The organism is Acinetobacter sp. Ag2 (assembly GCF_001005515.1).
Lineage (GTDB): Bacteria > Pseudomonadota > Gammaproteobacteria > Pseudomonadales > Moraxellaceae > Acinetobacter > Acinetobacter bereziniae.
Window position 1 is genome coordinate 90989 of sequence record NZ_LBNA01000053.1, and the last position, 23934, is coordinate 114922.

Below are 23934 nucleotides of genomic sequence, written 5' to 3' on the forward strand. Positions count from 1 at the left end.
ATTCAAGTATAAAAAAATGTCCTAAATAGTTATTAGCAATTTAGGACATTGAAGTATCAATATGTGATGAATTTTGTCAGACAAGAGGATTTTTAGTTGTTACTCTGGTTTTTCATTTATATTTCCATCAATATTTTCAACATCAAGGTCTGCTTCAGCATCTTGATCGATAAACTCATCTTCGATGTCGTCAGCACTGAGTTCTGGAATCGCATCGAGATCAAAGCCTAAAGTTTTATCTAAGGTGTAATTTAGACGACCTGCCATCACAGAAGCGAGTTCTTCTAAACCTTGTTTATTCAGTGATGAGAACAGTTGAATCGAAAAGTTCAGCTTCATCTTTTTCAGTTGTTGCTGTACTTCTAACAAGGCTTTATTGGCAGGACCACGATTCAGCTTATCTGCTTTAGTGAGTAGAACGTGTACAAACAAATGACGAGAATATGCCCATTCCAACATCATGACATCAAAATGTTGCAGAGGATGGCGAATATCCATCAATAAAACTAAGCCTTGTAAACTTTTCCGATGAATCAAATAATTTTCAAGTTCTTTTTGCCAAACGATTTTCATTGCTTCAGGGACAGCGGCATAACCATAACCCGGTAAGTCGACTAAACGTTGGTCTGGATTTCCCAAGCTAAAGAAGTTAATCATTTGGGTACGACCAGGTTTCTTAGATGCGCGTGCCAATTGTTTTTGATTGGTTAGTGCATTGATGGCGCTGGATTTCCCAGCATTTGAGCGACCCGCAAAGGCGATTTCATAGCCTGTATCTTCTACACAAAGATTTAGTTTTGGCGCACTCATCAAGAATTCAGCTTTACGTAACCAGTTTAAAGATGAGGTTGAATATTCCGAAATCGCAGGATCAGCCTTTTTTTCATAACTGATTTTCTGTTTAGGGGCATGTGATGCCTTACTATTTTTAGACTTTCCACTGCTGCGATGCATACTTCAACTTCAATAAATGGATAAACAAGGGACATTATAAAGGAAGTCGAAGATTCAAGCGAATTTTGACACAGATAATTCAAACGGGATTGAGGCGCTTATTTAAATGAAGACATTAAAATAATTTTAAAACAGTTCAATTGAGATCCAAATGCTTAAACATTCAAGTTTGGAATAGGAGAGTTAACAATGGTAGTTTGTGGTGGGGCATTTAAAACATCGGCAACCGTATATTGGTCTAAACTCTGATAAAACTGTTCAACTGCCTGATCTAGAATACCTTTTAAACCGCAACGAGGGCGAAGGACGCATGGTGGGGTATTGCATTCTACGATTTGTGCATCACCTTGCAGGATGCGCACGATATGCCCTAATCGAAACTCAAGAATTACAGGGTTTAAGCGTAAACCTCCACCTTTACCACGCGTGGTAATTAACCAGTCCTGTTTTCCCATAAAATGCACAATTTTAACCAAATGATTCTGTGAAACATTCAAGTCTTGTGCAATTTCGGCAATCGTATAAGGTGTATCTCTTGGAAGAGAGATGTACATCAAAATACGTAAGGCATAGTCGGTAAATTTATTAAGTTGCATAGATTTAAATTAATTGGACATGAACAGATTGCATGTTTATCTTAGCGTGAATAGACAATGAAAGATATGTTGTCTACAAATTGGCATATTCGAGGATCTCTTGTCCCATGAGTATGCAATCACTTTGGCTATAATACTCAAAGCGCATACGATACTGACCTTTATATATGTAGCCCCAGACTTCTAATACATCGAATCTTTGCTTTTTATTACGTGGGTTGACGATAGATGGAAGCGCTTTGACCTCTGGTTGAATTTCAATACGATCATCTGGACCAAAATGAAACTCTAAAAGTTTGGCGGCTTGTTTGATTGCTTGATCTTTACATTGCGTAGAAGATTTTATTTCAGTTGCATGGCTAGCCACTGAAAAAGATAACAAACTAATGCTTAGACTGAGAATCAATATGATACGTTGCATGATCTGAACTCTGCTTCATCAATATAAGTATCAGTGTATAAATATTGATTTAAAAGTTAAAGCGCAAAAAGATCAACGATAGTGTAGAGATTTTGAGCTATTCAAAGCATCGTAATGTATGGATTAATCAGGCACCATACATTACGGAGAATATCATTGAGTATTATTTTACCTGTGGTGCAGTCAATTTGACTTGATCACCCACTTGATAGTGATTCAATAATATATTGGATACCGAATATTCAGTGTGATTTTCTTCAGGCTTTACAGCAAATTGATAAGTGTTTTCAGTCGCCTGAAGGACAGTGTATTGATGTGGTTGCTCAATATCTTTTTGCGGTACTTTTACTTTTACTGAAATGAATTCGCCTCCATGAATCTGGGCAACTGTCTGTTGATCTACTGCTTCTACTGTAAAGGTTTTACCGTTTTCAGATACTTCAATTGAGATAATTTTAAATGCTCTCCAACCTGCCCAACCGCCATTTTGAGCAACTAGGTTTTCATATTTTTGCTTTTCAACACCAATCAAAATATCTGCCAATTGTAGATAAGCCACTTTCCATGCAGCAATCAATTCAGAGTCCATCGGCACATCTAAAACTTCGCTAATAGAATGCAGTAGATTTTCACCGACAATTGAATACTGGTCGGGTTGAATATCTAAGCTAACATGCTTGGTCGCAATATGCTGAACTGCTTTTGCTAAAACAGCAGGATTTTCAATATTCTCAGCATAAGCCAAAACTGCTGCTGCAAGTGCACGAGGTTGGCGACCTGAGTTTTGACTATCTAAGTTGAAAATATTGTTCAGCTCAGGATTATTACCCAACATTCTTTTATAAAAATAGCTGGTTAATGCAACACCATTTTCACGAAGTACAGGGACTGTAGATTTTACAAGTTCAATATGCTGTGGAGTCATTGGCTAGACCTTTTTTATCTGGCTTAATAAGATGTATTTAAAATACATCTTATTAAAAATATTTGCAATACATCTATTTGAAAAGACATAAAATAATTATGGTTTATTTTAAGATTAAGCCTTATTGCTTGAAATAACTTAATTTATTTTTAGATTTTCATGAAAGTTCTTATATAAGTTCGGAGCAAATGATAAGGAAAAAGCAAATATCAAAATAAGTAATATATGTGGTTAAAGCATGGGAAATAAAAAGGAGCGTTAACGCTCCTCATAGATGTGTTTAAAAGAATTAACGCCCACCAAATAACGAACCTAATAAGCCACGTACCAGTTTTTGTCCTGTTGGACCGCCAAGTGTTCTGGCTGCACTCTTGGCAAATGTACCAATGACATCCTGCGTCAGTTTGGCACGAGCAGCGGCGGCTTTGGCTTCTTCTTTTTGTAAACGTTCTTGCTCTTTGGCTTGTTGTTTGTCTAGGACTTGTTGCTGTTTTGCGAGTTCTTCCAATTGTTTGGCTTGTTGTGCGGCAGCTTCAAAGGCAACTTGTTGCTGTGTGTTGTCGGTCACTTTACGTTGAAGCATTTCATAGGCACTGTCACGATCCACTTCATTGTCATAAACACCCGCCACAATACTTTGTGCCATCAGAGCTTTACGTTCTTCAGGTGTGATTGGGCTAAAAGAGGAGTAGGGTGGCATAACCATACCACGCTCTACAATTTGGGGGGTGCCTTGCTCATCCAGAAAACTAATGAGTGCCTCACCAACTGCCAGCTCTGTAATGGCTTGATCAACTTTGAATTCAGGATTGGTACGGAAAGTATCTGCAGCTGTTTTTACTGCTTTTTGATCCTTGGGGGTGAATGCACGTAATGCATGTTGTACCCGATTTCCCAATTGCCCTAATACATTTTCAGGAATATCTAGTGGGCTTTGAGTGATGAAATAAATACCCACGCCTTTTGAACGAATCAGACGAACCACTTGTTGGATTTTTTCTTGCAATGTTGGACTGGCATTATTAAACAATAAATGAGCTTCATCGAAAAAGAATACCAATTTAGGTTTGTCTAAATCACCGACTTCAGGCAACTTTTCAAATAACTCTGAAAGCATCCACAGCAAAAAGGTTGCATAAAGCTTTGGTGTATTCATCAGCTTATCCGCAGCCAATAGGTTGATGTAGCCATGCCCATTTGAATCAGTTTGAATAAAGTCCATAATGTCTAGGCTTGGTTCACCAAAAAAACGCTGTCCGCCTTGATCTCCTAAAGCCAATAAATTACGTTGGATTGCACCTAAGCTGGCTGGAGAGAGATTGCCATATTCAGCTTTTAAGTCAGCAGCATTTTCGCTGACATAAGTCAACATGGCTTTTAAATCTTTAAAATCAATCAATAATAAACCTTGATCGTCTGCAACACGGAACACAGCTGAAAGCACACCTTCTTGGGTATCATTTAAATTCAACATTTGAGCCAACAATAAGGGACCAATTTCTGAAATGGTGGTGCGAATAGGATGTCCTTGTTCGCCAAATAAATCCCAAAAAATGGTTGGTGATGCGGCAAAAGGAATACTGTCTATACCTAAGCTTTTAATGCGTTCATCGAATTTAGGATTGCTTGAGCCAGCTTTGGCAATACTTGATACATCACCTTTGGCATCAGCAAGAAATACTGGAACACCAATTCTGGAAAAACTTTCAGCGAGCACTTTTAGGGTTACGGTTTTACCAGTACCTGTCGCACCTGCAATGAGTCCGTGACGATTGGCAAATTGTGAGTGTAGAACAATATCTTGAGTGGAATCTGAGGTCTTTTTTGCAATGACGATTGGTGTGCCCATTGTTATTCCTATAGCTTTGATCTAAGTTCGAATCTTATTCATTTGACTCGGTATTTATATGCTTATTGTTATACAAAATTGCATAAAATGATGATGTTGTAAATCTGTGTTCAATGATAAAAAGTTTTCACGTATCAAAAGCGATACGTGAAGTTATTAAAGCGCTATATTAAAAAAATATCAGATATAAATTAAATTGAAATCGCCTGAAGAGCTGTTTGAATATCATAGATTAAATCTTCTGGATCCTCTAATCCAATACAAAAACGCACCAAGATTCCTTGTTGTAAATGTGGACGTGCTAGCTGACGCATCTGGTCAAGTTGATACAACATCACAAGGCTTACTGGACCGCCCCAGCTAAATCCGAGCTTAAATAGTTGAAGCTGATCGCAAAATTTACGAACTGCCGCGAGATCGAATTCGGATTTGAAGATCACGCTGACGAGTCCAGCACTTTGCTGAGTTTCACAAGTTTCTTTCCAATAAGCATGACTCACATTGTCTGGGTCCGCTGGATGTAAAACCTGTGCAAAGACCGCTTGTTGTTTTAACCAGTTTAAGAGTTTTAAGGTACTTTGAGATTGATGCTGATAACGCAATTGCATTGACGCTAGACTACGTTGTACTTGGGCAGCATCATCACCTGATATGGAGATTCCTTGTATTGCATGCATACGATACAACTGATGATGTAAAGCCCGATCTTGTGTAACCACAGAACCCATCAAAATATCGCCCCCACCACTAGGGTATTTGGTGAGTGCATGTATGCTGATATCAACGGCTAAATGTTCTTGGCTAAAATCAAAAGCATTAAATGCCAGTCCTGCGCCCCAAGTATTATCCAAAGCGACCAGTATATTTTTGGCTTTTGCTTTTTTCACTAAATTAATCAAATCTGGGAATTCAAGCGTGACTGAACCTGCGGCTTCGAGCCAGATTAATTTTGCTTGTTCAGACGGTTGAAATGAGTCAGCACAAATAGGGTCATAAACTTTGACGATGATCCCATAGCGTTGTTCAAGATTGCGCAAATGTTCCATGTTTGGACCATAGATATTGTCTGCAACCCAAACTTCATCACCATGGCTTAAAAAACATGAGTTCACAAGGTTGATGGCTGATAACCCACTTGGAGTAAGCAAGCAATATTGACCACCTTCTATTTTTGCAATGTTGTCAGCCAACGTGAAAGTTGTTGGAGTGCCGTGGGTACCATAACTATAGTCATAATCATCAGTCCAATGGCGATTAAATAGTGCATCGGTATTTTTGAATATGATTGTTGATGCACGAAATAAGGGAGGTTGAACTGTATGGATGTACTGTGGTGCTTGTCGTGGAGAATGAATTAAAGCTGTTTGTGGTTTTAGTTTCACAAGAATACTCAAATTTTGTAAATATCAGGACTAAAATAAGGAAAACATAATCACTCGGTGACGAAAAGCAATAATTTGTGAAAAATAATAAATAAAACTGATATTGGCTTCATTTTTGCATTTGTTGAACTGTGTTTTTTGATTTGTAGCGTAGTCGATACAACAAGAATAGGTGATAACATGAAAAAACTTAAAGTGCATTATTTTCAACATATTGCAGGTGAAGGCTTTGGTAGTTGCTATGAATATTTAAAGGCAATGGGTGCTGAAATTACTGCAACAGAGTTTTTTGCTTTACCGACAGATTCGGCATTAGACATAGATGCATTACCTCATGTCAATGATGTGGATTTGCTCATTATTATGGGTGGGGAGATGAGTGTAAATGATGAAGCAAACTTTCCTTGGTTAAAAGTGGAAAAACGCTGGATTAGACGTTATCTGGCATCAGAGAAACCAGCAATTGGCTTGTGCTTGGGTGGGCAGTTAATTGCTAATGCACTTGGTGCAAATGTACGCCGTAATAATGTGCAAGAGTTAGGCTGGACTTTTGTCAACAAAAGTGATCATGTGCCTGCAGAATACTTTCAACTTCCTGAGCAAATCAGTGTCATGCAGTGGCATAGTGAGACTTTTGATATTCCAAAAGGTGCGATTCGCTTGGCAGAAAATCAAGCATGTCCAAATCAACTCTATCAAATTGGTAAAAATGTTTTGGGTTTCCAGTTTCATCCAGAAATTACACCGCATAGCTTAAACATATTTATCGAGCATGAAGAGGAAGGAATGGTATTTAGCGATATACATAATCAGTCACTCTCCAATTTGAAAAAAACGCCAAATGCAGATTATGTCATTGGAAACCAGTTGCTGAATCATGCAATTGACTATGTTTTAAGGGTTTAAACCTTTGTTTAAATCTTAAACATTTTATTTCTTTACCAATATTGGAATAATGCGAAAAAAATCTAAATTTATTTGCTTAAGCGTTAAACAATCGTTATAATGGGCGACCCTTCGATATGAAGGGATGAATGGCGAAGAAAGTCATTCAGATCGTTACAGTCGTGGCATCGATCACGACCTTAGTGATTTTCACTGCCTTTGACACTTGCCTTATTTAGTGGGGTGAGATGCGTCAAGGGTGATTCTTTATATATTTGGCTTGGAGTTAACTGGTATGTCTAACCAGAGAATTCGTATCCGTCTTAAGTCTTTTGATCATCGTTTAATTGATCAATCTTCTCAAGAGATCGTAGAAACAGCAAAACGTACTGGCGCACAAGTTTGTGGTCCAATTCCGATGCCTACTCGCATCGAACGTTTTAACGTTTTGACATCGCCACACGTGAACAAAGATGCGCGTGACCAATATGAAATCCGCACATATAAACGTTTGATCGACATCGTTCAACCTACAGACAAAACTGTAGATGCATTGATGAAGTTGGATCTTGCAGCTGGTGTTGATGTTCAGATCGCATTGGGTTAAGGCTTTCGGTTAATTAACGCTCTAAGTTAATTAAGCCGCTTTTTTAGAGGTTTATGCACATGGCTATTGGTTTAGTCGGTCGCAAGTGCGGTATGACACGTATCTTTACAGATGCTGGTGTTTCTGTGCCTGTAACAGTGATTGAGGTTGATCCTAACCGTATCACTCAAATCAAAACGCTTGAAACTGATGGTTATCAAGCGATTCAAATCACTACTGGTGAACGTCGCGAATCTCGCGTAACTAACGCTCAAAAAGGTCACTTTGCGAAAGCTGGTGTTGCTGCTGGTCGTTTGGTTAAAGAATTCCGCGTTGCAGAAGCTGATCTTGAAGGTCGTGAAGTTGGTGGAACTATCGGTGTTGATTTGTTCACAGTAGGTCAAGTTGTTGACGTTACTGGTCAATCAAAAGGTAAAGGTTTCCAAGGTGGTGTTAAGCGTTGGAACTTCCGTACGCAAGATGCTACACATGGTAACTCTGTATCTCACCGTGTAATCGGTTCTACAGGTCAAAACCAGACTCCTGGTCGCGTGTTCAAAGGTAAAAAAATGCCTGGTCACTTAGGTGATGATCGCGTAACTGTACAAGGTCTTGAGATTGTATCTATTGACGCAGAACGTTCAGTTCTTGTTGTTAAAGGTGCGATTCCTGGTGCTACTGGTGGCGACGTTATCGTTCGTCCTACGATCAAGGCCTGAGGGGAAATAACGTGAATTTAAAAACTGTTTCCGGCTCTGCTGTTGAATTGTCTGAAGTTGCTTTCGGACGTGAATTTAATGAAGCTCTTGTACACCAAGTTGTTACAGCTTATTTAGCTGGTGGTCGTCAAGGTTCTAAAGCTCAGAAGTCACGTGCAGACGTTTCTGGCGGTGGTAAAAAACCATTCCGTCAAAAAGGTACTGGCCGCGCTCGTGCTGGTTCTATTCGTAGCCCAATCTGGGTTGGTGGTGGTAAAACTTTTGCTGCTCGTCCACAAGATTGGTCTCAAAAAGTTAACCGTAAAATGTACCGCGGTGCAATGCAATGTATCTTAGCTGAACTTGTTCGCCAAGATCGTCTTGTATTGGTTGAAGAGTTTGCAGTTGAAGCTCCAAAAACTAAAGAATTGCTTGCAAAACTAAACGGCTTGAACGCTACTCGCGCATTAATCGTTACTGAAGCTGTAGATGAAAATCTATACTTAGCTGCACGTAACCTTCCACACGTTGATGTGGTTGATGCTGCTGGGATCGATCCTGTTGGTTTGATTGCGTTCGATAAAGTTGTTATGTCTGTTGCTGCTGCTAAGAAAATTGAGGTAGAACTCGGATGAACAACGAACGTATCTATCAAGTCCTAAAAGGACCTGTATTCTCAGAAAAAGCACAAGTTTTAGGTGAAACTGCTGGTGTTCAAGTATTTAAAGTTGCACTTGATGCAAACAAGCTTGAAATCAAAAAAGCAGTAGAACAATTATTTGGTGTAGAAGTTGTTAAAGTTAACACGACTATCACTAAAGGTAAGACTAAGCGCTTTGGTCGTACATTAGGACGTCGTTCTGATGTTAAGAAAGCATACGTCACCCTGAAAGCTGGCCAAGATGTTGAAATGGCTGACTTGGGCGATACCGCTGAAAGCGCAGCGGAATAAGGACGAAAATTATGCCGATTCAAAAATGTAAGCCAACGTCTCCAGGACGTCGCTTTGTAGAGAAAGTGGTTCATGATCACCTTCACAAAGGCGCGCCTTATGCACCGTTGGTTGAAGCTAAAAAACGTACTGGTGGTCGTAATAACAACGGTCACATTACTACTCGTCACGTTGGTGGTGGTCATAAACAACACTACCGTATCGTTGACTTTAAACGTAACAAAGATGGCATTCCTGCTGTAGTTGAGCGTATTGAATACGATCCTAACCGTACATCTCATATTGCTTTATTGAAATATGCTGACGGTGAGCGTCGTTATATTATCGCTGCTAAAGGTTTACGTGCTGGTGATAAAGTACAGTCTGGTAACGATGCTCCAATTCGTCCAGGTAACTGCTTACCACTTCGTAACATGCCTATCGGTTCTACACTACATAACATCGAGCTTAAAATCGGTAAAGGTGCACAATTAGTGCGTTCAGCTGGTACTTCTGCTCAGTTGTTAGGTCGTGACGGTTCTTACGCAATCATTCGTCTTCGTTCAGGCGAAATGCGTAAAGTACACGTTGAATGTCGTGCTGTGTTAGGTGAAGTATCTAACTCAGAAAGCAACCTTCGTTCACTTGGTAAAGCAGGTGCTGCACGCTGGCGTGGCGTTCGTCCTACCGTTCGTGGTATGGCGATGAACCCAGTAGACCATCCACATGGTGGTGGTGAAGGGCGTAACAAAGGTATTCAACCTGTAAGCCCATGGGGTCAAAAAGCTAAAGGGTACAAGACTCGTACCAATAAGCGTACGACTAAGATGATCATTCGCGACCGTCGCGTTAAGTAACAAGTAAAGGAATCTGACAATGCCTCGTTCTCTGAAAAAAGGCCCATTCGTCGATGCGCACTTGTTCGCTAAGGTTGAAGCGGCAATCGCGGCTAATAACCGTAAGCCGATCAAAACTTGGTCGCGTCGTTCGATGATCCTCCCGGATTTTGTTGGTTTAACAATTTCTGTACACAATGGCCGTAACCATGTTCCAGTGATCGTATCTGAACATATGGTTGGTCATAAATTAGGTGAATTCGCGCCAACTCGTACCTATCGTGGTCACGGTGTTGACAAGAAGTCTAAACGTTAATAGGTGCTATGATGGAAGTAACTGCTAAATTACGCGGTGCCGCTATCTCGGCACAAAAAGCACGTTTGGTTGCAGACCTAATTCGCGGCAAATCTGTTGCGCATGCTTTAAATATCTTGAACTTCAGCAACAAAAAAGCTGCAGTTTTAGTTAAAAAAGCTTTGGAATCTGCGATTGCAAACGCTGAACACAATAACAGTTTAGATGTTGACGATCTTAAAGTATCTACGATTTACGTTGATGAAGGCATGAGCCTTAAACGTATTATGCCACGTGCTAAAGGCCGTGCAGATCGTATTACTAAGCGTACTTGTCACATTACCGTTAAGGTAGGGGTTTGATATGGGTCAGAAGGTTCATCCAATCGGTATCCGCCTTGGTGTTGTAAAACGTCATAACGCCAACTGGTATGCGAGTCCGAAACAATACGCTGAATATTTGCTTAAAGATCTTCAAGTTCGTGAGTTTTTAACTAAAAAACTTAAAAGCGCGATGATCAGCAATATTCTTATCGAACGTCCTACAGGCGCTGCTAAAGTAACAATTAGCACTGCTCGTCCAGGTATCGTGATCGGTAAAAAAGGCGAAGACATTGAAAAATTACAGCGTGAACTCACCACTATTATGGGTGTTCCAGCGCAAGTAAGCATCAACGAAATCGATCGCCCAGATTTAGACGCTCGTTTAGTTGCTGAAGCAATCGCTTCTCAATTAGAGAAACGTGTAATGTTCCGTCGTGCTATGAAGCGTGCGGTTCAAAATACGATGCGTGCTGGTGCTAAAGGTATCAAAGTTGAAGTTTCTGGTCGTTTAGGCGGTGCAGAGATTGCACGTACTGAATGGTATCGTGAAGGTCGTGTACCTTTGCATACACTTCGTGCTGATATCGACTATGCAACTATGCGTGCTGAAACTACTTACGGTACGATTGGTGTTAAAGTTTGGATTTTCCGTGGTGAGATCTTAGGTGGCATGAAACAAGTCATGAACCCTGCTCCTGCTGAAGAACGTCCAGCTAAACGCGGTCGCGGTCGTGGTGAAGGTCAAGAGCGTCGTGGTCGTCGCAATGATCGTTCTGCTGAAAAAGGAGAATAATCCATGTTGCAACCTAAACGTACTAAATTCCGTAAGGTGCAAAAAGGCCGTAACACTGGTCTAGCGCATCGTGGTAGCACAGTATCTTTCGGTACAATCGCACTTAAATCTATTGAACGTGGTCAAATGACTGCACGTCAAATTGAAGCTGCGCGTCGTACAATTAGCCGTCGTGTTAAACGTGGTGGTAAGATCTTTATCCGTGTTTTCCCAGACAAACCAATTACTGAAAAACCATTAGAAGTTCGTATGGGTAAAGGTAAAGGTTCTGTGGAATACTGGGTTTGCCAAATCAAACCAGGTAAGATCTTGTACGAAATGGATGGTGTTAGTGAAGAATTGGCACGCGAAGCGTTTACGCTTGCAGCTGCTAAGCTTCCATTTAAAACCACTATCGTTACTAAGACGGTGATGTAATGAAAACTAAAGATCTACGTGAAAAGTCGGTAGAAGAGTTGACAGCTTTGCTTGATGAGCAACAGTTGAACCAATTCCGTCTTCGTATGGCGAAAGCAACAGGTCAATTGGGTAAATCGCATGAAGTTGCGTTAACTCGTAAGACTATTGCTCGTATCAAGACCCTCCTTACCGAAAAACAGGGGAACGCACAATGAGTGAGCAAACAGTTCGCACGTTAACAGGCAAAGTAGTAAGCGACAAAATGGACAAGTCTATTGTTGTACTTATCGAACGCCGCGTTCAACACCCGTTGTATGGCAAATCAATCCGCCGTTCAACAAAATTACACGCTCATGATGAGAACAACACTGCTAAAACTGGTGATGTTGTAACCATTAAAGAAAGCCGCCCAATTTCAAAAACTAAAGCTTGGACTTTAGTGGAAGTTATTGAAGCAGCTGCTGAGTAATTAGACGTTCTTGTTGCATCATCGGTCAATTTCGAGTACTCTTTGAGCCTTTCGAAATTGCGACCGGTGATGCTCGGTTTTGGAGTAGGGCAATGATTCAGACCGAAAGTATGCTAGACGTAGCAGACAACAGTGGTGCTCGCCGCGTACAATGTATTAAAGTACTTGGTGGTTCACATCGTCGTTATGCTTCTGTTGGCGACATTATTAAAGTTACTGTAAAAGAAGCAATTCCGCGTGGTCGTGTTAAAAAAGGCGACGTGATGAATGCAGTTGTAGTTCGTACTAAATTCGGTATTCGTCGTCCAGACGGTTCTGTGATCCGTTTCGATGATAATGCTGCAGTTATCTTGAACAACAACAAGGCTCCGATTGCCACTCGTATTTTCGGACCAGTGACTCGTGAACTTCGTACTGAACAGTTCATGAAAATCATTTCATTGGCTCCTGAAGTTCTATAATAGAGGCAATCATGGCTAAGATTAGAAAAGGCGATCAAGTAATTGTGATCGCAGGTAAAGAAAAAGGCAAACAGGGTACTGTTTTGTCTGTTTCAAATGACCAAGTTAAGGTTGAAGGCCTTAATTTAGTTAAGAAGCATCAAAAGCCGAACCGTGCAACAGGTGCTGAAGGCGCTATCGTTACACAAGAAGCTTCGCTTCATATTTCAAACGTGGCAATTTTAAATGCTACAACCCAAAAGGCTGACCGTGTTGGTTACCAAGTGATTGAAGGCGTGAAAACTCGCGTTTACAAATCAAATGGTGAATCAGTGGCGGTAGCGAAGTAATAGGTTGAAATAGGCTATGGCCAGACTTAAAACACGTTATAACGACGAAATCCGAGCTAAGTTAAAAGAAGAACTTGGTTTGGCTAATGTGATGGAGATTCCTCGCATCACTAAAATCACCATCAACATGGGTGTTGGTGCGGCTTCAGCTGACAAGAAATTGTTAGATGGCGCTTTGGCGGATATGCAAGCTATTGCTGGTCAAAAACCAGTTCTTACATTAGCGCGTAAATCAATCGCTGGTTTTAAAATCCGTGATGGTTGGCCGATTGGTTGTAAAGTAACTTTACGCGGCGAACAAATGTACGAATTCTTAGATCGTTTGATCTCTATTGCGATTCCTCGTATTCGTGACTTCCGCGGTTTTTCTGCGAAATCATTCGATGGTCGTGGTAACTACTCAATGGGTCTCAAGGAACAAATCATGTTCCCTGAAATCGATTTTGATAAGATCGATCGTATTCGTGGTATGGATATTACTATCACTACGACTGCTCGCACCGATGACGAAGGCCGTGCGCTAATCCGTGCATTCGGCTTCCCGTTCAAATAAGAGGTCGATATGGCTAAGAAAGGTATGATTAATCGCGAATTGAAACGCGAAGCTACAGTTGCTAAATACGCTGCAAAACGTGCTGAATTAAAAGCAACAATTGCAAACGTAAATGCTTCTGATGAAGAACGTTTCGAAGCGATGATGAAGTTACAAGCATTACCACGTAATGCGTCTCCAGTACGTCTTCGTAACCGTTGTGGTTTAACTGGTCGTCCTCATGGTTACTTCCGTAAGTTCGGTTTAAGCCGTAACAAATTACGTGACACAGTAATGCAAGGTGATGTACCGGGCGTTGTTAAGGCAAGCTGGTAAGGAGCGACTATAAATGAGTATGCAAGATACCGTTGCCGACATGTTAACTCGTGTTCGTAACGCACAAATGGCAAAGAAACAAACTGTTTCTATGCCTAATTCTAAGTTGAAAGTTGCAATTGCAAACGTACTTCAACAAGAAGGTTACATTTCAAATGTAGAAGTTGCTGATCTTGAAGGCAAAGCTACTTTGACAATTACTTTAAAATATTTTGAAGGCAAACCAGTTATCGAAACTGTGAAGCGCGTAAGCCGTCCAGGTCTACGTCAGTATCGCGGTAAAGATGCACTTCCGAGCGTTAAGCAAGGTTTAGGTATTGCAATTGTTTCTACAAGCAAAGGCATCATGACTGATCGCGCTGCACGTGCTGCGGGCGTTGGTGGTGAAGTTATTGCTTTTGTTTCTTAATAGGTGATTCCTCATGTCTCGTGTGGCTAAAGCCCCAGTAACTGTACCTAACGGTGTAGCAGTTACTCAGAACGGCCGGCAGGTCGAAGTGAAAGGCAGCAAAGGTACGTTGTCTTTCAACCTGCATGCGCTGGTCGAGCTTAAACAGGAAGAAGGTCAACTTCATATTGCTCCAGTTAAAGAATCTCGTGATTCTTGGATGCAAGCTGGTACTGCTCGCGCTGTTCTTAATAACCTTGTTAAAGGTGTTAACGAAGGCTTCGAACGTAAGTTACAACTGATCGGTGTTGGTTATAAAGCTGCGGTTAAAGGTACTGTTGTAAACCTTAACCTTGGTTATTCTCATCCAATCGATTACGCTCTTCCAGAAGGTGTAACTGCTGAAACTCCGACTGCTACTGAAATCATTTTGAAATCAGCTAACAAGCAATTGTTAGGTCAAGTTGCTGCAGAAATCCGTGGTTATCGTCCGCCAGAGCCTTATAAAGGTAAAGGTGTTCGTTATTCTGACGAAGTTGTACTTCGTAAAGAAGCTAAGAAGAAATAAGGCGCGAGGTTCTTATGAACGAAAAGAAACAATCCCGTTTGCGTCGTGCGAAAAGCACACGCTTGCACATTCGTGCATTGGGTGCGACTCGTTTGTGTGTAAACCGCACGCCGCGTCACATCTATGCTCAAGTTATTTCTGCAGATGGTGGCAAAGTATTAGCGCAAGCTTCTACTTTGGATGCATCTTTACGTAGCGGAACTACTGGTAATGTAGATTCAGCTACTAAAGTAGGTGCTTTAATCGCAGAACGTGCAAAAGCTGCTGGTGTAACTAAAGTTGCATTTGACCGTTCTGGTTTTAAATATCATGGTCGTATCAAAGCCTTGGCTGATGCTGCTCGTGAAAACGGCTTGGAGTTCTAATCATGGCTAAAGTTGAACAAAACGAAGGTCTTGTTGAAAAGCTGGTTGCCGTTGATCGTGTAGCCAAAGTTGTTAAGGGTGGTCGTATCTTCTCTTTCACAGCATTAACTGTTGTGGGTGATGGTAATGGTCGTGTAGGTTTTGGTCGCGGTAAAGCGCGTGAAGTTCCAGCTGCTATTTCTAAAGCACTTGAAGCTGCACGCCGCAACATGATCACTGTTGATCTTGTTGATGGTACTGTACAACATCCTATTAATGCTCGTCATGGCGCTAGCCGTGTTTACATGCAACCTGCATCAGAAGGTACTGGCGTAATCGCTGGTGGTTCTATGCGTGCGGTTTTAGAAGCTGCTGGTGTACGTAACGTATTGACGAAGTGCTATGGTTCTACTAACGCAGCAAACGTTGTAAACGCGACTTTTAACGGTTTGCGTGATATGACTTCTCCTGAGAAAGTTGCTGCGAAACGTGGTCTTTCAGTAGAACAAATTTTAGGGTAATCAATCATGAAAACGATTAAAGTTACCCAGACTAAATCTTCTTCGCATCGTTTGAAAAATCACAAACTTTGCCTACAAGGTTTAGGTCTGCGTCGTATTGGTCATACAGTAGAAGTGGTAGATACTCCTTCTAACCGTGGTATGATCAACAAAGTCTACTATATGGTTAGTGTAGAGGAATAAGCCATGACTCTGCGTTTAAATGAGCTTGCACCTGCTGAAGGTGCAAAACGTGAAAACCGTCGTTTAGGCCGTGGTATCGGTTCTGGCGTTGGTAAGACTGGTGGCCGTGGTGTCAAAGGTCAAAAATCACGTAAAAGCGGTGGCGTTCGTCCAGGCTTTGAAGGTGGTCAAACTGCGTTATATCGTCGTTTACCTAAATTCGGTTTCACAAGCCAATTGGCTTTGAAAACTGCTGAAGTACGTTTGTCTGAACTTGCTAAAGTTGAAGGTGATATCGTTTCACTTGAAACTTTGAAAGCTGCGAATGTAGTACGTAAAGATATGATACGTGCTCGTGTCGTTCTTTCTGGTGAAATCACTCGTGCATTCACTGTTCAAGGTGTTGCATTGACTAAAGGCGCTAAAGCTGCTGTTGAAGCTGCTGGCGGTAAAGTCGAGGAGTAATCGCGAGTGACTATGTCTCCTAGTTCTACAGGTCATGTTAACATGATGAAAGGTCAGCCATTTCACGTGAAATACCGTGAAATTATTCGCCGATTAATGTTCTTGATTGGCGCATTGGTGGTCTTTCGACTAGGAGCGCATATTCCGCTGCCAGGTATTGATAATGTTGCTCTAGAACGTTTTTTCAAAGCTAATGAAGGTACTTTCTTAGGTTTGTTTAATATGTTCTCGGGTGGAGCATTAGAACGAATGTCCATTCTTGCGTTAGGGATCATGCCATACATTTCTGCATCCATTATTGTGCAGTTAATGTCTACAGTGGTTCCTTCGTTAGAAGCATTGAAGAAAGAAGGCGAGCAAGGTAAGCGTAAGATCAATCAATATACGCGTTACGGCACTCTATTGCTTGCATTGGTTCAAGGTATCGGGATGTGTGCTGGTCTGATTAGTCAAGGGATTACTTTGACTTCAGGACTGGCTTTTTACGTTCCAGCACTAACATCGTTGGTTGCAGGTACTATGTTCCTGATGTGGTTAGGTGAACAGATTACTGAACGTGGTGTTGGTAACGGTATCTCAATGATTATCTTTGCAGGTATTGTTGCTGGTTTACCGAACTTAGTGATTCAAGCATTTACTTCGGTAGATAATGGTCAATCCAGTCTTATTGGTTTGGCTGTATTTGGATTGCTATCAGTTGCTGTTTTAGCCGCAATTGTGTTTATTGAGAAAGCTCAACGTCGCATACCTGTAAACTATGCACAAAAACAGCAAGGTCGTCGTGTATTTACTGCACAGCAAACGCATTTGCCATTGAAAATCAACATGGCAGGGGTAATTCCAGCAATTTTCGCAAGTTCGTTATTGTTGTTCCCTGCAAGTTTAGGACAATGGTTAGGCAGTGCTGATCCAAATGCAGGAATTGTAAAACGTAGCCTACAAGATTTGGCATTGGTATTATCGCCTGGACAACCGTTGTATTTAGTGCTCTTCGGTGCGTTAATTATCTTTTTCTGTTATTTCTATACGGCGCTTGTATTTAGCCCGAAAGAAGTATCAGAGAACTTGAAACGCAGTGGAGCTTACGTACCTGGTATTCGCCCAGGTGAGCAAACTGCTCGTTACTTAGATCATATTCTTAATCGTTTGACGTTTATTGGTGCAATCTATATCACGGTCATCTGTTTAATGCCGATGATTTTACAAAGCTCTTTCGGTATTCCATTCCATTTGGGTGGTACCTCATTGCTTATCGTGGTTGTGGTTGTGATGGACTTTATGGCTCAGCTTCAAGCCCATCTCACTTCGCATCAATATGACAATCAATCGTTAATGAGAAAAACGACTGCTCATCCTAAGGGATAAGCGCACTTAGAAGGTTTCATCATGAAAGTACAAGCTTCTGTAAAGAAAATTTGTGGTAGCTGTAAAGTTATCCGTCGTAATGGGGTTATTCGCGTAATTTGCAGCGCAGAACCTCGTCATAAGCAGCGTCAAGGTTAATTTAATTAAGACCTGTTGATTTCAGTAGGCTAATTAGGTTATTATCCGCCCCTCAAGATTTTTGTGGGGCGGTTGATTATCTCTACTGCCTTTTTGGAGAAATTTGAATGGCTCGTATTGCCGGTGTAAACATTCCGGATAACAAGCATGCTGTTATCTCTCTCACGTATATTTTTGGTATTGGTCGCCACACTGCTAAGAGTATCTTAGCTGCTGCTGGTATTGCAACTACGACTAAAATCCGTGAATTAGATGACGCTCAGCTTGATGCGATTCGTGCTGAAGTTGCTAAGGTTCCTACCGAAGGTGACTTACGTCGCGAAATTTCCATGAACATTAAACGTTTAATGGATTTAGGCTGCTACCGCGGTCTTCGTCATCGTCGCAGCTTGCCTGTTCGTGGACAACGCACCAAAACTAACGCACGTACCCGTAAAGGTCCGCGCAAACCTATTAAGAAATAAGATTTCTGGAAGCTAAAAGATGGCTAAAGATACTCGCACACGCAAGAAGGTCACCCGTACCGTCTCTGAAGGTGTTGCACACATTCACGCTTCTTTTAATAACACCATTGTTACGATTACTGATCGTCAAGGTAATGCATTGGCTTGGGCTACTTCAGGTGGACAAGGCTTCCGTGGATCACGTAAATCAACTCCGTTTGCTGCTCAGGTAGCTGCTGAAGTTGCTGGTAAAGCTGCTTTAGATTACGGTTTGAAAAACTTGGACGTCCTTGTTAAAGGTCCTGGTCCAGGTCGTGAATCTGCGGTTCGTGCATTAGGTGCAGTGGGTTATAAAATTAACAGCATTACCGATGTGACTCCGATTCCGCACAACGGTTGCCGTCCACCTAAAAAACGTCGCGTGTAAGGAGAAACATTCATGGCTCGTTATATTGGTCCAAAATGCAAACTCTCTCGCCGCGAAGGGACAGACCTGCAATTAAAATCTGGCGTTAAACCTTTTGACGTCAAAACAAAAAAATCTGCTAAAGCTCCTGGTCAACATGGCCAAAGCCGTGCTAAACAATCTGAGTATTCACTACAATTACGTGAAAAACAAAAAGTACGTCGTATGTACGGTGTTTTAGAGCGTCAATTTAGTAATTACTACAAAGAAGCTGCTCGTGTTAAAGGCGCAACTGGTGAAAACTTGTTGAAATTGCTTGAAAGCCGCCTCGATAACGTTGTTTATCGCATGGGTTTTGGTTCTACACGTGCAGAAGCTCGTCAGCTGGTATCTCACCGTTCAATCACTTTAAATGGTCGTCGTGTTAACATCGCGTCTATCCAAGTTAAAGCGGGTGACGTGATTGCAGTTCACGAAAGCGCTAAACAACAATTACGTATTAAAAACGCAATTGAATTAGCTGCTCAACGTGGCACAGCTGCTTGGATTGACGTAGATCATTCAAAACTTGAAGGTACATTTAAAGCTGCACCTGATCGTTCTGATTTACCTGCTGAAATCAACGAAAGCTTGATTGTAGAATTGTATTCTAAATAATCCTTGAGGTAGCAATAATGACGCGTACTGCAAACGAGTTTCTAACTCCGCAAGCGATCAAGGTCGAAGCGGCAAGCGGGACCTCGGCAAAAGTGATTCTTGAACCATTAGAGCGTGGCTTCGGTCATACTCTTGGTAATGCTTTACGTCGCATCCTATTGTCTTCTTTACCTGGCGCTGCTGTGGTAGAAGTTGAAATAGAGGGTGTCGAGCACGAGTACAGTACTTTAGAAGGCTTGCAGCAGGACATCGTCGAGCTCTTGCTGAACCTAAAAGGATTGTCTATTAAGCTGTTCGATCAAAACGAAGCATATTTAACATTGGAAAAGCAAGGTCCTGGCGATGTAACTGCTGCTGATCTTCGCTTACCGCATAATGTTGAAGTGGTTAACCCTGAACATTTGATCGGTACTTTAAGTGCTTCAGGCTCATTAAAAATGCGCTTGAAAGTTTCTCAAGGTCGTGGTTATGAAACTTCTGACTCACGTTTCCCTGAAGGTGAAACGCGCCCTGTAGGTCGTCTACAGTTAGATGCTTCTTATAGCCCAATCAAACGTGTGTCTTACACAGTTGAAAACGCTCGTGTGGAACAACGTACTGACCTTGATAAGCTGATCATTGATCTTGAAACAAATGGAACAGTAGATCCTGAAGAAGCGATCCGCAAAGCGGCAACAATCTTGCAACAACAAATTGCAATTTTTGTTGATCTTCAGAAAGATCAAGCTCCAGTTGCTCAAGAGCCACGTGAAGAAGTTGATCCAATCTTGCTTCGTCCAGTTGATGATCTAGAGCTTACTGTTCGTTCTGCTAACTGTTTGAAAGCAGAAAATATTTACTACATTGGTGATCTAGTACAGCGTACTGAGGTTGAGTTGCTTAAAACTCCTAACCTTGGTAAGAAATCGCTTACTGAGATCAAAGATGTTCTGGCTTCTAAGGGCTTACAGCTCGGCATGCGTTTAGAGAACTGGCCACCAGCTAGTCTCCGTATGGACGATCGTTTCGCCTATCGTAGCCGTTAATTAAGTAGGACTATCACCATGCGTCATCGTAATAGTGGTGTGAAATTAGGCCGTACCAGCAGCCATCGTAAAGCGATGTTCCAAAACATGGCGAATTCTTTGTTTGAGCACGAGTTAATCAAAACGACTGTGCCTAAAGCAAAAGAGTTACGTCGTGTAGCTGAGCCTTTAATCACTTTAGCTAAAAACGATACTGTAGCAAACCGTCGTTTAGCGTTTGCTCGTACTCGTTCAGCAGCAACAGTTGGTAAATTATTTACCGTTCTTGGCCCTCGTTACAAAGAACGTAACGGCGGTTATCTACGTGTTCTTAAAGCTGGTTTCCGTGCAGGTGATGCTGCGCCGATGGCTTATGTAGAGCTTGTGGATCGTGAAGTAAACTAATTACTTACGTCATAGAACAATCGGTTGTTCGAAAAAGGTCGGTGTCTCACCGACCTTTTTTTGTGCCTGTATTGTTAGACAATTTTTTAAATTTGTCCTCAATTGACATAAATTTCGTCAGAAAAATTCAAACTTGACATTGTGTATTGTCAAATTTATGCTTTAATAAAAATGTACTCTTAAAAAGGTTATAAAAAGAACATGGAAAAGCAAGTTGATATTCTTATCGTTGGCGCAGGTATCTCTGGTATCGGTGTTGCTGCACATCTTTCTAAAAACTCGCCACAACGTTCATTTGAAATTATTGAACGTCGTGCAAGCTTCGGTGGTACGTGGGATTTATTTAAATATCCTGGTATTCGCTCTGACTCAGATATGTCTACATTTGGTTTTAATTTTAAACCATGGCAAAAAGCCAATGTATTAGCTGATGGCGCATCAATCAAAGGTTATGTTGCAGAAGTTGTTGAAGAGTTTAAGTTAAAAGATAAAATTCATTTTAATCATCGTGTGCGTACTGCAAATTATGATTCTTCAATTAAAAAATGGATTGTAGAAATTGAAGATGAAAATCAAAAATTACAAACTTGGGTCGCAAACTTCGTAGTTGGCTGTACAGGTTATTATAATTACGATCAAGGGTATCAACCCGACTATCCAGGTAAAAATGATTTTAAAGGTGAATTCGTTAATCCACAATTTTGGCCAGAAAACTTAGATTACACAGGTAAAAAAGTAGTGATTATTGGTAGTGGGGCAACTGCCATTACTTTAGTTCCTGCAATGGCTAAAGGTGGAGCAGGTCATGTGACCATGTTACAACGCTCACCGACTTATGTTGCGTCTATTCCATCAATTGATTTTGTTTATGACAAGATGCGTAAAGTTTTACCAGAAGATATTGCCTATAAATTGACTCGCGCACGTAACATTGGCATTCAACGTGGTTTATATGCTTTGGCACAGAGCCAACCAAAAATTGTTAGAAGTTTTTTACTGAATCGAATTGAACGTCAGTTAAAAGGCTCAACAACAGATATTAAGCATTTTACACCTAGTTATAATCCTTGGGATCAACGTCTATGTGTTGTTCCAGACAGTGATTTATTTAAAACCTTACGTTCGGGTAAAGCCAGTGTGGAAACCGATCATATAGAAAGAATCACTGAAACAGGTATTCAGCTCAAGTCTGGTAAGCATTTAGATGCAGACATCATTGTTTCGGCAACAGGTTTAGAAATTCAAATTTTAGGTGGTATTAAAGCTACTATTGATAATAAGCCAATGAATACTTCTCAACATATGTTGTATCAGGGTGTGATGGTCAGCGATGTGCCAAACATGGCGATGATTATTGGTTATATCAACGCATCATGGACATTGAAAGTTGATATTGCAGCAGAATATATCTGTCGTCTGGTCAATTATATGGACAAGAAAGGCTATGATGAAGTGATTCCTCAAGGTGATGCAACAGAGTTAATGGAAGATACTGTGATGGGTAGCTTAAGCTCGGGCTATATCGCACGTGCTGCGGATGTTATGCCAAAACAAGGTAAACATGCGCCTTGGAAAGTGACCAATAATTATCTTGCAGATCGTAAAGAGCTTAAAAATGCCAAGTTTGATGATGGGGTTTTAAAGTTTCACAAACGGGAAGCGCAAGCAGCAAAAAAGCCTAAACTGGTTTCCTAATTTAATTTGGAAATAAAAAGGAGCGTAAGCTCCTTTTTTATGTGATGATAAAATTTAATTATAAAAAGCTTGGCTATAGAAAAAGGAGCCGAAGCTCCTTGATCAGAACATTTCAATTATAAGGAGCGTGAAATGAGTTCTTTCATAATTTCATTGGTGCCCGCATAAATCCGATTTGCACGATTATCAATATATGCACGAGCAATTGGATATTCCATCATATAGCCATAGCCACCATGCAATTGTAGACATTCATCGACAACATTTGAAAATAGTTCAGAAATTTTATATTTTGCCGCTGCTGCAGCATCGACCCCTAAGCTTCCTTGAAGTTGTAATTCCATACAACGATCAAGATAAGCACGGCAGAAATCAATTTCTGTGCGCATTTCTGCAAGTTTGAAACGGGTATTCTGAAATGCACCAATCGGTTTACCAAAGGCTTTACGGTCTTTGGTATATTGAACGGTATGCGCCAGTGCGGCTTCTGCACCCGCCTGACAAATAATTGCCACCAACATACGTTCCCAAGCCAACTCTTTCATGAGCATGATGAAGCCCATACCTTCCATACCCAAAAGGTTTTCTTTCGGGACTCGCACATCTTCAAAGAACAATTCACAAGTGTCTTGACCTTTCATCCCAATTTTATTGAGGGGTTTGCCTTTGGTAAATCCAGCACGGTCTGCTTCAACGATAATTAAGGATAGGTTTGCCGAACCTTTATCAGAATTGCCTGTTTTACAGACCACAATTGCCATATCACAAAGATAACCATTGGTAATAAAGATCTTAGAACCATTGATGACATATTCATCACCATCCAAAACGGCTGTAGTGCGAACACCTTGCAAGTCAGATCCAGTACCCGGTTCAGTCATTGCAATTGCAGTGACGGTTTCACCAGATGCCATTTTAGGCAACCAATGTTTCTTTTGCGCTTCATTACCAAAATTATTGATATAGTTGGCAACGATATCTGAATGTAGAGAAAAGCCAGTTGAAGAATCCATCGCATAGGCTTGTTCTTCAATTAAGATCATGCTGTATAGGCGATCAACTCCATAACCACCATATTCTTCAGGCATGGTTGCACAAAGTAAACCCAGTTCACCAGCCTTATTCCACAAGTCACGGTCGACATGTTGTTGTTGCTCATACTTTGCAATATTCGGTACAACTTCTTTTTCATAAAATTTTCGTACAGTTTCACGAAAAGCCTCGTGATCTGAATTAAATAATTGGCGTGGCAACATATTGCTTAGAGGTCGAATTGCACCTGATTGCATTTTTATAATATCCATATGAGTTTTAGTGAGTTGAAATTAGGTGAAATGTCGAATTGCCGCAATGAGATGAATGCTCAAAACTTA

The 23934-nt window shown here is 41.0% G+C and carries 36 protein-coding genes and 1 pseudogene; 30 read left to right on the top strand and 7 right to left on the bottom strand.

Features of this window, described 5'->3' with window-relative positions; translation table 11 throughout:
• Positions 1-99: 99 nt before the first annotated feature.
• The 6 genes from yihA to AAV97_RS13820 form a co-directional block, all read right to left on the bottom strand.
• Positions 100-954 carry a ribosome biogenesis GTP-binding protein YihA/YsxC gene (gene yihA / locus AAV97_RS13795; RefSeq protein ID WP_004825201.1) on the bottom strand — a complete coding sequence of 285 codons (855 nt, stop codon included), beginning with the start codon at positions 952-954 and terminating at the stop codon, positions 100-102.
• 155 nt (positions 955-1109) lie between these two features.
• Positions 1110-1550, bottom strand: a complete 441-nt coding sequence (locus AAV97_RS13800) for an RrF2 family transcriptional regulator (RefSeq protein ID WP_004825199.1) — start codon at positions 1548-1550, stop codon at positions 1110-1112.
• 73 nt (positions 1551-1623) lie between these two features.
• On the bottom strand, positions 1624-1971 hold the full coding sequence (locus AAV97_RS13805) for a hypothetical protein (protein ID WP_009586041.1): 348 nt from the start codon (positions 1969-1971) through the stop codon (positions 1624-1626).
• A 163-nt stretch (positions 1972-2134) separates the two neighbouring features.
• Positions 2135-2896: a globin domain-containing protein gene (locus AAV97_RS13810; protein WP_009586035.1), complete on the bottom strand. Its 762-nt coding sequence runs from the start codon at positions 2894-2896 to the stop codon at positions 2135-2137.
• Between the two features lie 289 nt (positions 2897-3185).
• Positions 3186-4745, bottom strand: a complete 1560-nt coding sequence (locus AAV97_RS13815) for a helicase HerA-like domain-containing protein (protein ID WP_009586069.1) — start codon at positions 4743-4745, stop codon at positions 3186-3188.
• 191 nt (positions 4746-4936) lie between these two features.
• On the bottom strand, positions 4937-6127 hold the full coding sequence (locus tag AAV97_RS13820; RefSeq protein WP_046760864.1) for a PLP-dependent transferase: 1191 nt from the start codon (positions 6125-6127) through the stop codon (positions 4937-4939).
• A gap of 180 nt (positions 6128-6307) precedes the next feature.
• On the opposite strand from AAV97_RS13820, the gene AAV97_RS13825 reads away from it, so the two are divergent.
• The 30 genes and pseudogenes from AAV97_RS13825 to AAV97_RS13970 all read left to right on the top strand — a co-directional run bounded on the left by AAV97_RS13825 (position 6308) and on the right by AAV97_RS13970 (position 22561).
• Positions 6308-7033 (top strand): type 1 glutamine amidotransferase, encoded by a 726-nt coding sequence (locus tag AAV97_RS13825; RefSeq protein ID WP_004825194.1) that lies wholly within the window; start codon positions 6308-6310, stop codon positions 7031-7033.
• A gap of 274 nt (positions 7034-7307) precedes the next feature.
• Complete coding sequence (rpsJ, locus tag AAV97_RS13830) at positions 7308-7619, top strand: 30S ribosomal protein S10 (protein WP_004725677.1); 312 nt, start codon at positions 7308-7310, stop codon at positions 7617-7619.
• Between the two features lie 59 nt (positions 7620-7678).
• Positions 7679-8317: a 50S ribosomal protein L3 gene (gene rplC, locus AAV97_RS13835; RefSeq protein WP_004825193.1), complete on the top strand. Its 639-nt coding sequence runs from the start codon at positions 7679-7681 to the stop codon at positions 8315-8317.
• 11 nt (positions 8318-8328) lie between these two features.
• Positions 8329-8931: a 50S ribosomal protein L4 gene (rplD, locus tag AAV97_RS13840; RefSeq protein WP_004816870.1), complete on the top strand. Its 603-nt coding sequence runs from the start codon at positions 8329-8331 to the stop codon at positions 8929-8931.
• Positions 8928-9248, top strand: a complete 321-nt coding sequence (gene rplW, locus AAV97_RS13845; RefSeq protein WP_004825192.1) for a 50S ribosomal protein L23 — start codon at positions 8928-8930, stop codon at positions 9246-9248. The genes rplD and rplW overlap by 4 nt, the downstream gene beginning before the upstream one ends.
• Before the next feature lie 11 nt (positions 9249-9259).
• Positions 9260-10084: a 50S ribosomal protein L2 gene (rplB, locus tag AAV97_RS13850; protein WP_004825191.1), complete on the top strand. Its 825-nt coding sequence runs from the start codon at positions 9260-9262 to the stop codon at positions 10082-10084.
• A gap of 19 nt (positions 10085-10103) precedes the next feature.
• Positions 10104-10379: a 30S ribosomal protein S19 gene (gene rpsS, locus AAV97_RS13855; protein WP_004281508.1), complete on the top strand. Its 276-nt coding sequence runs from the start codon at positions 10104-10106 to the stop codon at positions 10377-10379.
• 11 nt (positions 10380-10390) lie between these two features.
• Positions 10391-10720: a 50S ribosomal protein L22 gene (rplV, locus tag AAV97_RS13860; RefSeq protein ID WP_001982638.1), complete on the top strand. Its 330-nt coding sequence runs from the start codon at positions 10391-10393 to the stop codon at positions 10718-10720.
• Between the two features lies 1 nt (position 10721).
• Positions 10722-11538: pseudogene (rpsC, locus tag AAV97_RS13865) on the top strand (30S ribosomal protein S3).
• Positions 11478-11891: a 50S ribosomal protein L16 gene (gene rplP, locus AAV97_RS13870; RefSeq protein ID WP_004825189.1), complete on the top strand. Its 414-nt coding sequence runs from the start codon at positions 11478-11480 to the stop codon at positions 11889-11891. The pseudogene rpsC and the gene rplP overlap by 61 nt, the downstream one beginning before the upstream one ends.
• The gene (gene rpmC, locus AAV97_RS13875) at positions 11891-12088 is read left to right on the top strand and encodes a 50S ribosomal protein L29 (RefSeq protein WP_004825188.1); all 198 of its coding nucleotides are present in this window, start codon (positions 11891-11893) and stop codon (positions 12086-12088) included. Before rplP ends, rpmC begins: the two co-directional genes overlap by 1 nt.
• Positions 12085-12342, top strand: coding sequence for a 30S ribosomal protein S17 (gene rpsQ / locus AAV97_RS13880; protein WP_004725698.1), 258 nt, complete (start codon positions 12085-12087; stop codon positions 12340-12342). The genes rpmC and rpsQ overlap by 4 nt, the downstream gene beginning before the upstream one ends.
• 92 nt (positions 12343-12434) lie before the next feature.
• Positions 12435-12803 carry a 50S ribosomal protein L14 gene (gene rplN / locus AAV97_RS13885; RefSeq protein WP_004725701.1) on the top strand — a complete coding sequence of 123 codons (369 nt, stop codon included), beginning with the start codon at positions 12435-12437 and terminating at the stop codon, positions 12801-12803.
• An 11-nt stretch (positions 12804-12814) separates the two neighbouring features.
• Positions 12815-13132 (top strand): 50S ribosomal protein L24, encoded by a 318-nt coding sequence (rplX, locus tag AAV97_RS13890; protein WP_004825187.1) that lies wholly within the window; start codon positions 12815-12817, stop codon positions 13130-13132.
• A 16-nt stretch (positions 13133-13148) separates the two neighbouring features.
• Positions 13149-13685 carry a 50S ribosomal protein L5 gene (gene rplE, locus AAV97_RS13895; RefSeq protein WP_004825186.1) on the top strand — a complete coding sequence of 179 codons (537 nt, stop codon included), beginning with the start codon at positions 13149-13151 and terminating at the stop codon, positions 13683-13685.
• Between the two features lie 9 nt (positions 13686-13694).
• The gene (gene rpsN / locus AAV97_RS13900; RefSeq protein ID WP_004825185.1) at positions 13695-14000 is read left to right on the top strand and encodes a 30S ribosomal protein S14; all 306 of its coding nucleotides are present in this window, start codon (positions 13695-13697) and stop codon (positions 13998-14000) included.
• Positions 14001-14013: 13 nt separating this feature from the next.
• Positions 14014-14409 (top strand): 30S ribosomal protein S8, encoded by a 396-nt coding sequence (rpsH, locus tag AAV97_RS13905; protein WP_004725709.1) that lies wholly within the window; start codon positions 14014-14016, stop codon positions 14407-14409.
• 13 nt (positions 14410-14422) lie between these two features.
• Positions 14423-14956 (top strand): 50S ribosomal protein L6, encoded by a 534-nt coding sequence (gene rplF / locus AAV97_RS13910; protein WP_004725711.1) that lies wholly within the window; start codon positions 14423-14425, stop codon positions 14954-14956.
• Positions 14957-14970: 14 nt separating this feature from the next.
• Entirely contained in the window at positions 14971-15321 is a 351-nt protein-coding gene (gene rplR, locus AAV97_RS13915; protein ID WP_004725713.1) for a 50S ribosomal protein L18, read from the top strand.
• 2 nt (positions 15322-15323) lie between these two features.
• On the top strand, positions 15324-15821 hold the full coding sequence (gene rpsE / locus AAV97_RS13920) for a 30S ribosomal protein S5 (protein ID WP_004825184.1): 498 nt from the start codon (positions 15324-15326) through the stop codon (positions 15819-15821).
• 6 nt (positions 15822-15827) lie between these two features.
• Positions 15828-16004, top strand: coding sequence for a 50S ribosomal protein L30 (rpmD, locus tag AAV97_RS13925; protein WP_004825182.1), 177 nt, complete (start codon positions 15828-15830; stop codon positions 16002-16004).
• A gap of 3 nt (positions 16005-16007) precedes the next feature.
• Positions 16008-16448: a 50S ribosomal protein L15 gene (gene rplO, locus AAV97_RS13930; protein ID WP_004825179.1), complete on the top strand. Its 441-nt coding sequence runs from the start codon at positions 16008-16010 to the stop codon at positions 16446-16448.
• A 45-nt stretch (positions 16449-16493) separates the two neighbouring features.
• Positions 16494-17813: a preprotein translocase subunit SecY gene (secY, locus tag AAV97_RS13935; RefSeq protein ID WP_171064902.1), complete on the top strand. Its 1320-nt coding sequence runs from the start codon at positions 16494-16496 to the stop codon at positions 17811-17813.
• 21 nt (positions 17814-17834) lie between these two features.
• Positions 17835-17951 carry a 50S ribosomal protein L36 gene (gene rpmJ, locus AAV97_RS13940; RefSeq protein WP_000867907.1) on the top strand — a complete coding sequence of 39 codons (117 nt, stop codon included), beginning with the start codon at positions 17835-17837 and terminating at the stop codon, positions 17949-17951.
• 107 nt (positions 17952-18058) lie between these two features.
• Positions 18059-18415, top strand: a complete 357-nt coding sequence (gene rpsM, locus AAV97_RS13945; RefSeq protein ID WP_004825176.1) for a 30S ribosomal protein S13 — start codon at positions 18059-18061, stop codon at positions 18413-18415.
• A gap of 19 nt (positions 18416-18434) precedes the next feature.
• Positions 18435-18821, top strand: coding sequence for a 30S ribosomal protein S11 (gene rpsK / locus AAV97_RS13950; RefSeq protein WP_001040166.1), 387 nt, complete (start codon positions 18435-18437; stop codon positions 18819-18821).
• Between the two features lie 12 nt (positions 18822-18833).
• Positions 18834-19457, top strand: coding sequence for a 30S ribosomal protein S4 (gene rpsD / locus AAV97_RS13955; protein WP_004825175.1), 624 nt, complete (start codon positions 18834-18836; stop codon positions 19455-19457).
• 17 nt (positions 19458-19474) lie between these two features.
• Complete coding sequence (locus tag AAV97_RS13960) at positions 19475-20482, top strand: DNA-directed RNA polymerase subunit alpha (protein ID WP_004650465.1); 1008 nt, start codon at positions 19475-19477, stop codon at positions 20480-20482.
• Between the two features lie 18 nt (positions 20483-20500).
• Positions 20501-20866, top strand: a complete 366-nt coding sequence (rplQ, locus tag AAV97_RS13965) for a 50S ribosomal protein L17 (RefSeq protein WP_004281488.1) — start codon at positions 20501-20503, stop codon at positions 20864-20866.
• 201 nt (positions 20867-21067) lie between these two features.
• Positions 21068-22561 carry a flavin-containing monooxygenase gene (locus AAV97_RS13970; protein ID WP_009586044.1) on the top strand — a complete coding sequence of 498 codons (1494 nt, stop codon included), beginning with the start codon at positions 21068-21070 and terminating at the stop codon, positions 22559-22561.
• A 116-nt stretch (positions 22562-22677) separates the two neighbouring features.
• Here AAV97_RS13970 and AAV97_RS13975 read toward each other — a convergent pair whose 3' ends face one another.
• On the bottom strand, positions 22678-23850 hold the full coding sequence (locus AAV97_RS13975) for an acyl-CoA dehydrogenase family protein (protein WP_005034122.1): 1173 nt from the start codon (positions 23848-23850) through the stop codon (positions 22678-22680).
• Positions 23851-23934 lie beyond the last annotated feature (84 nt).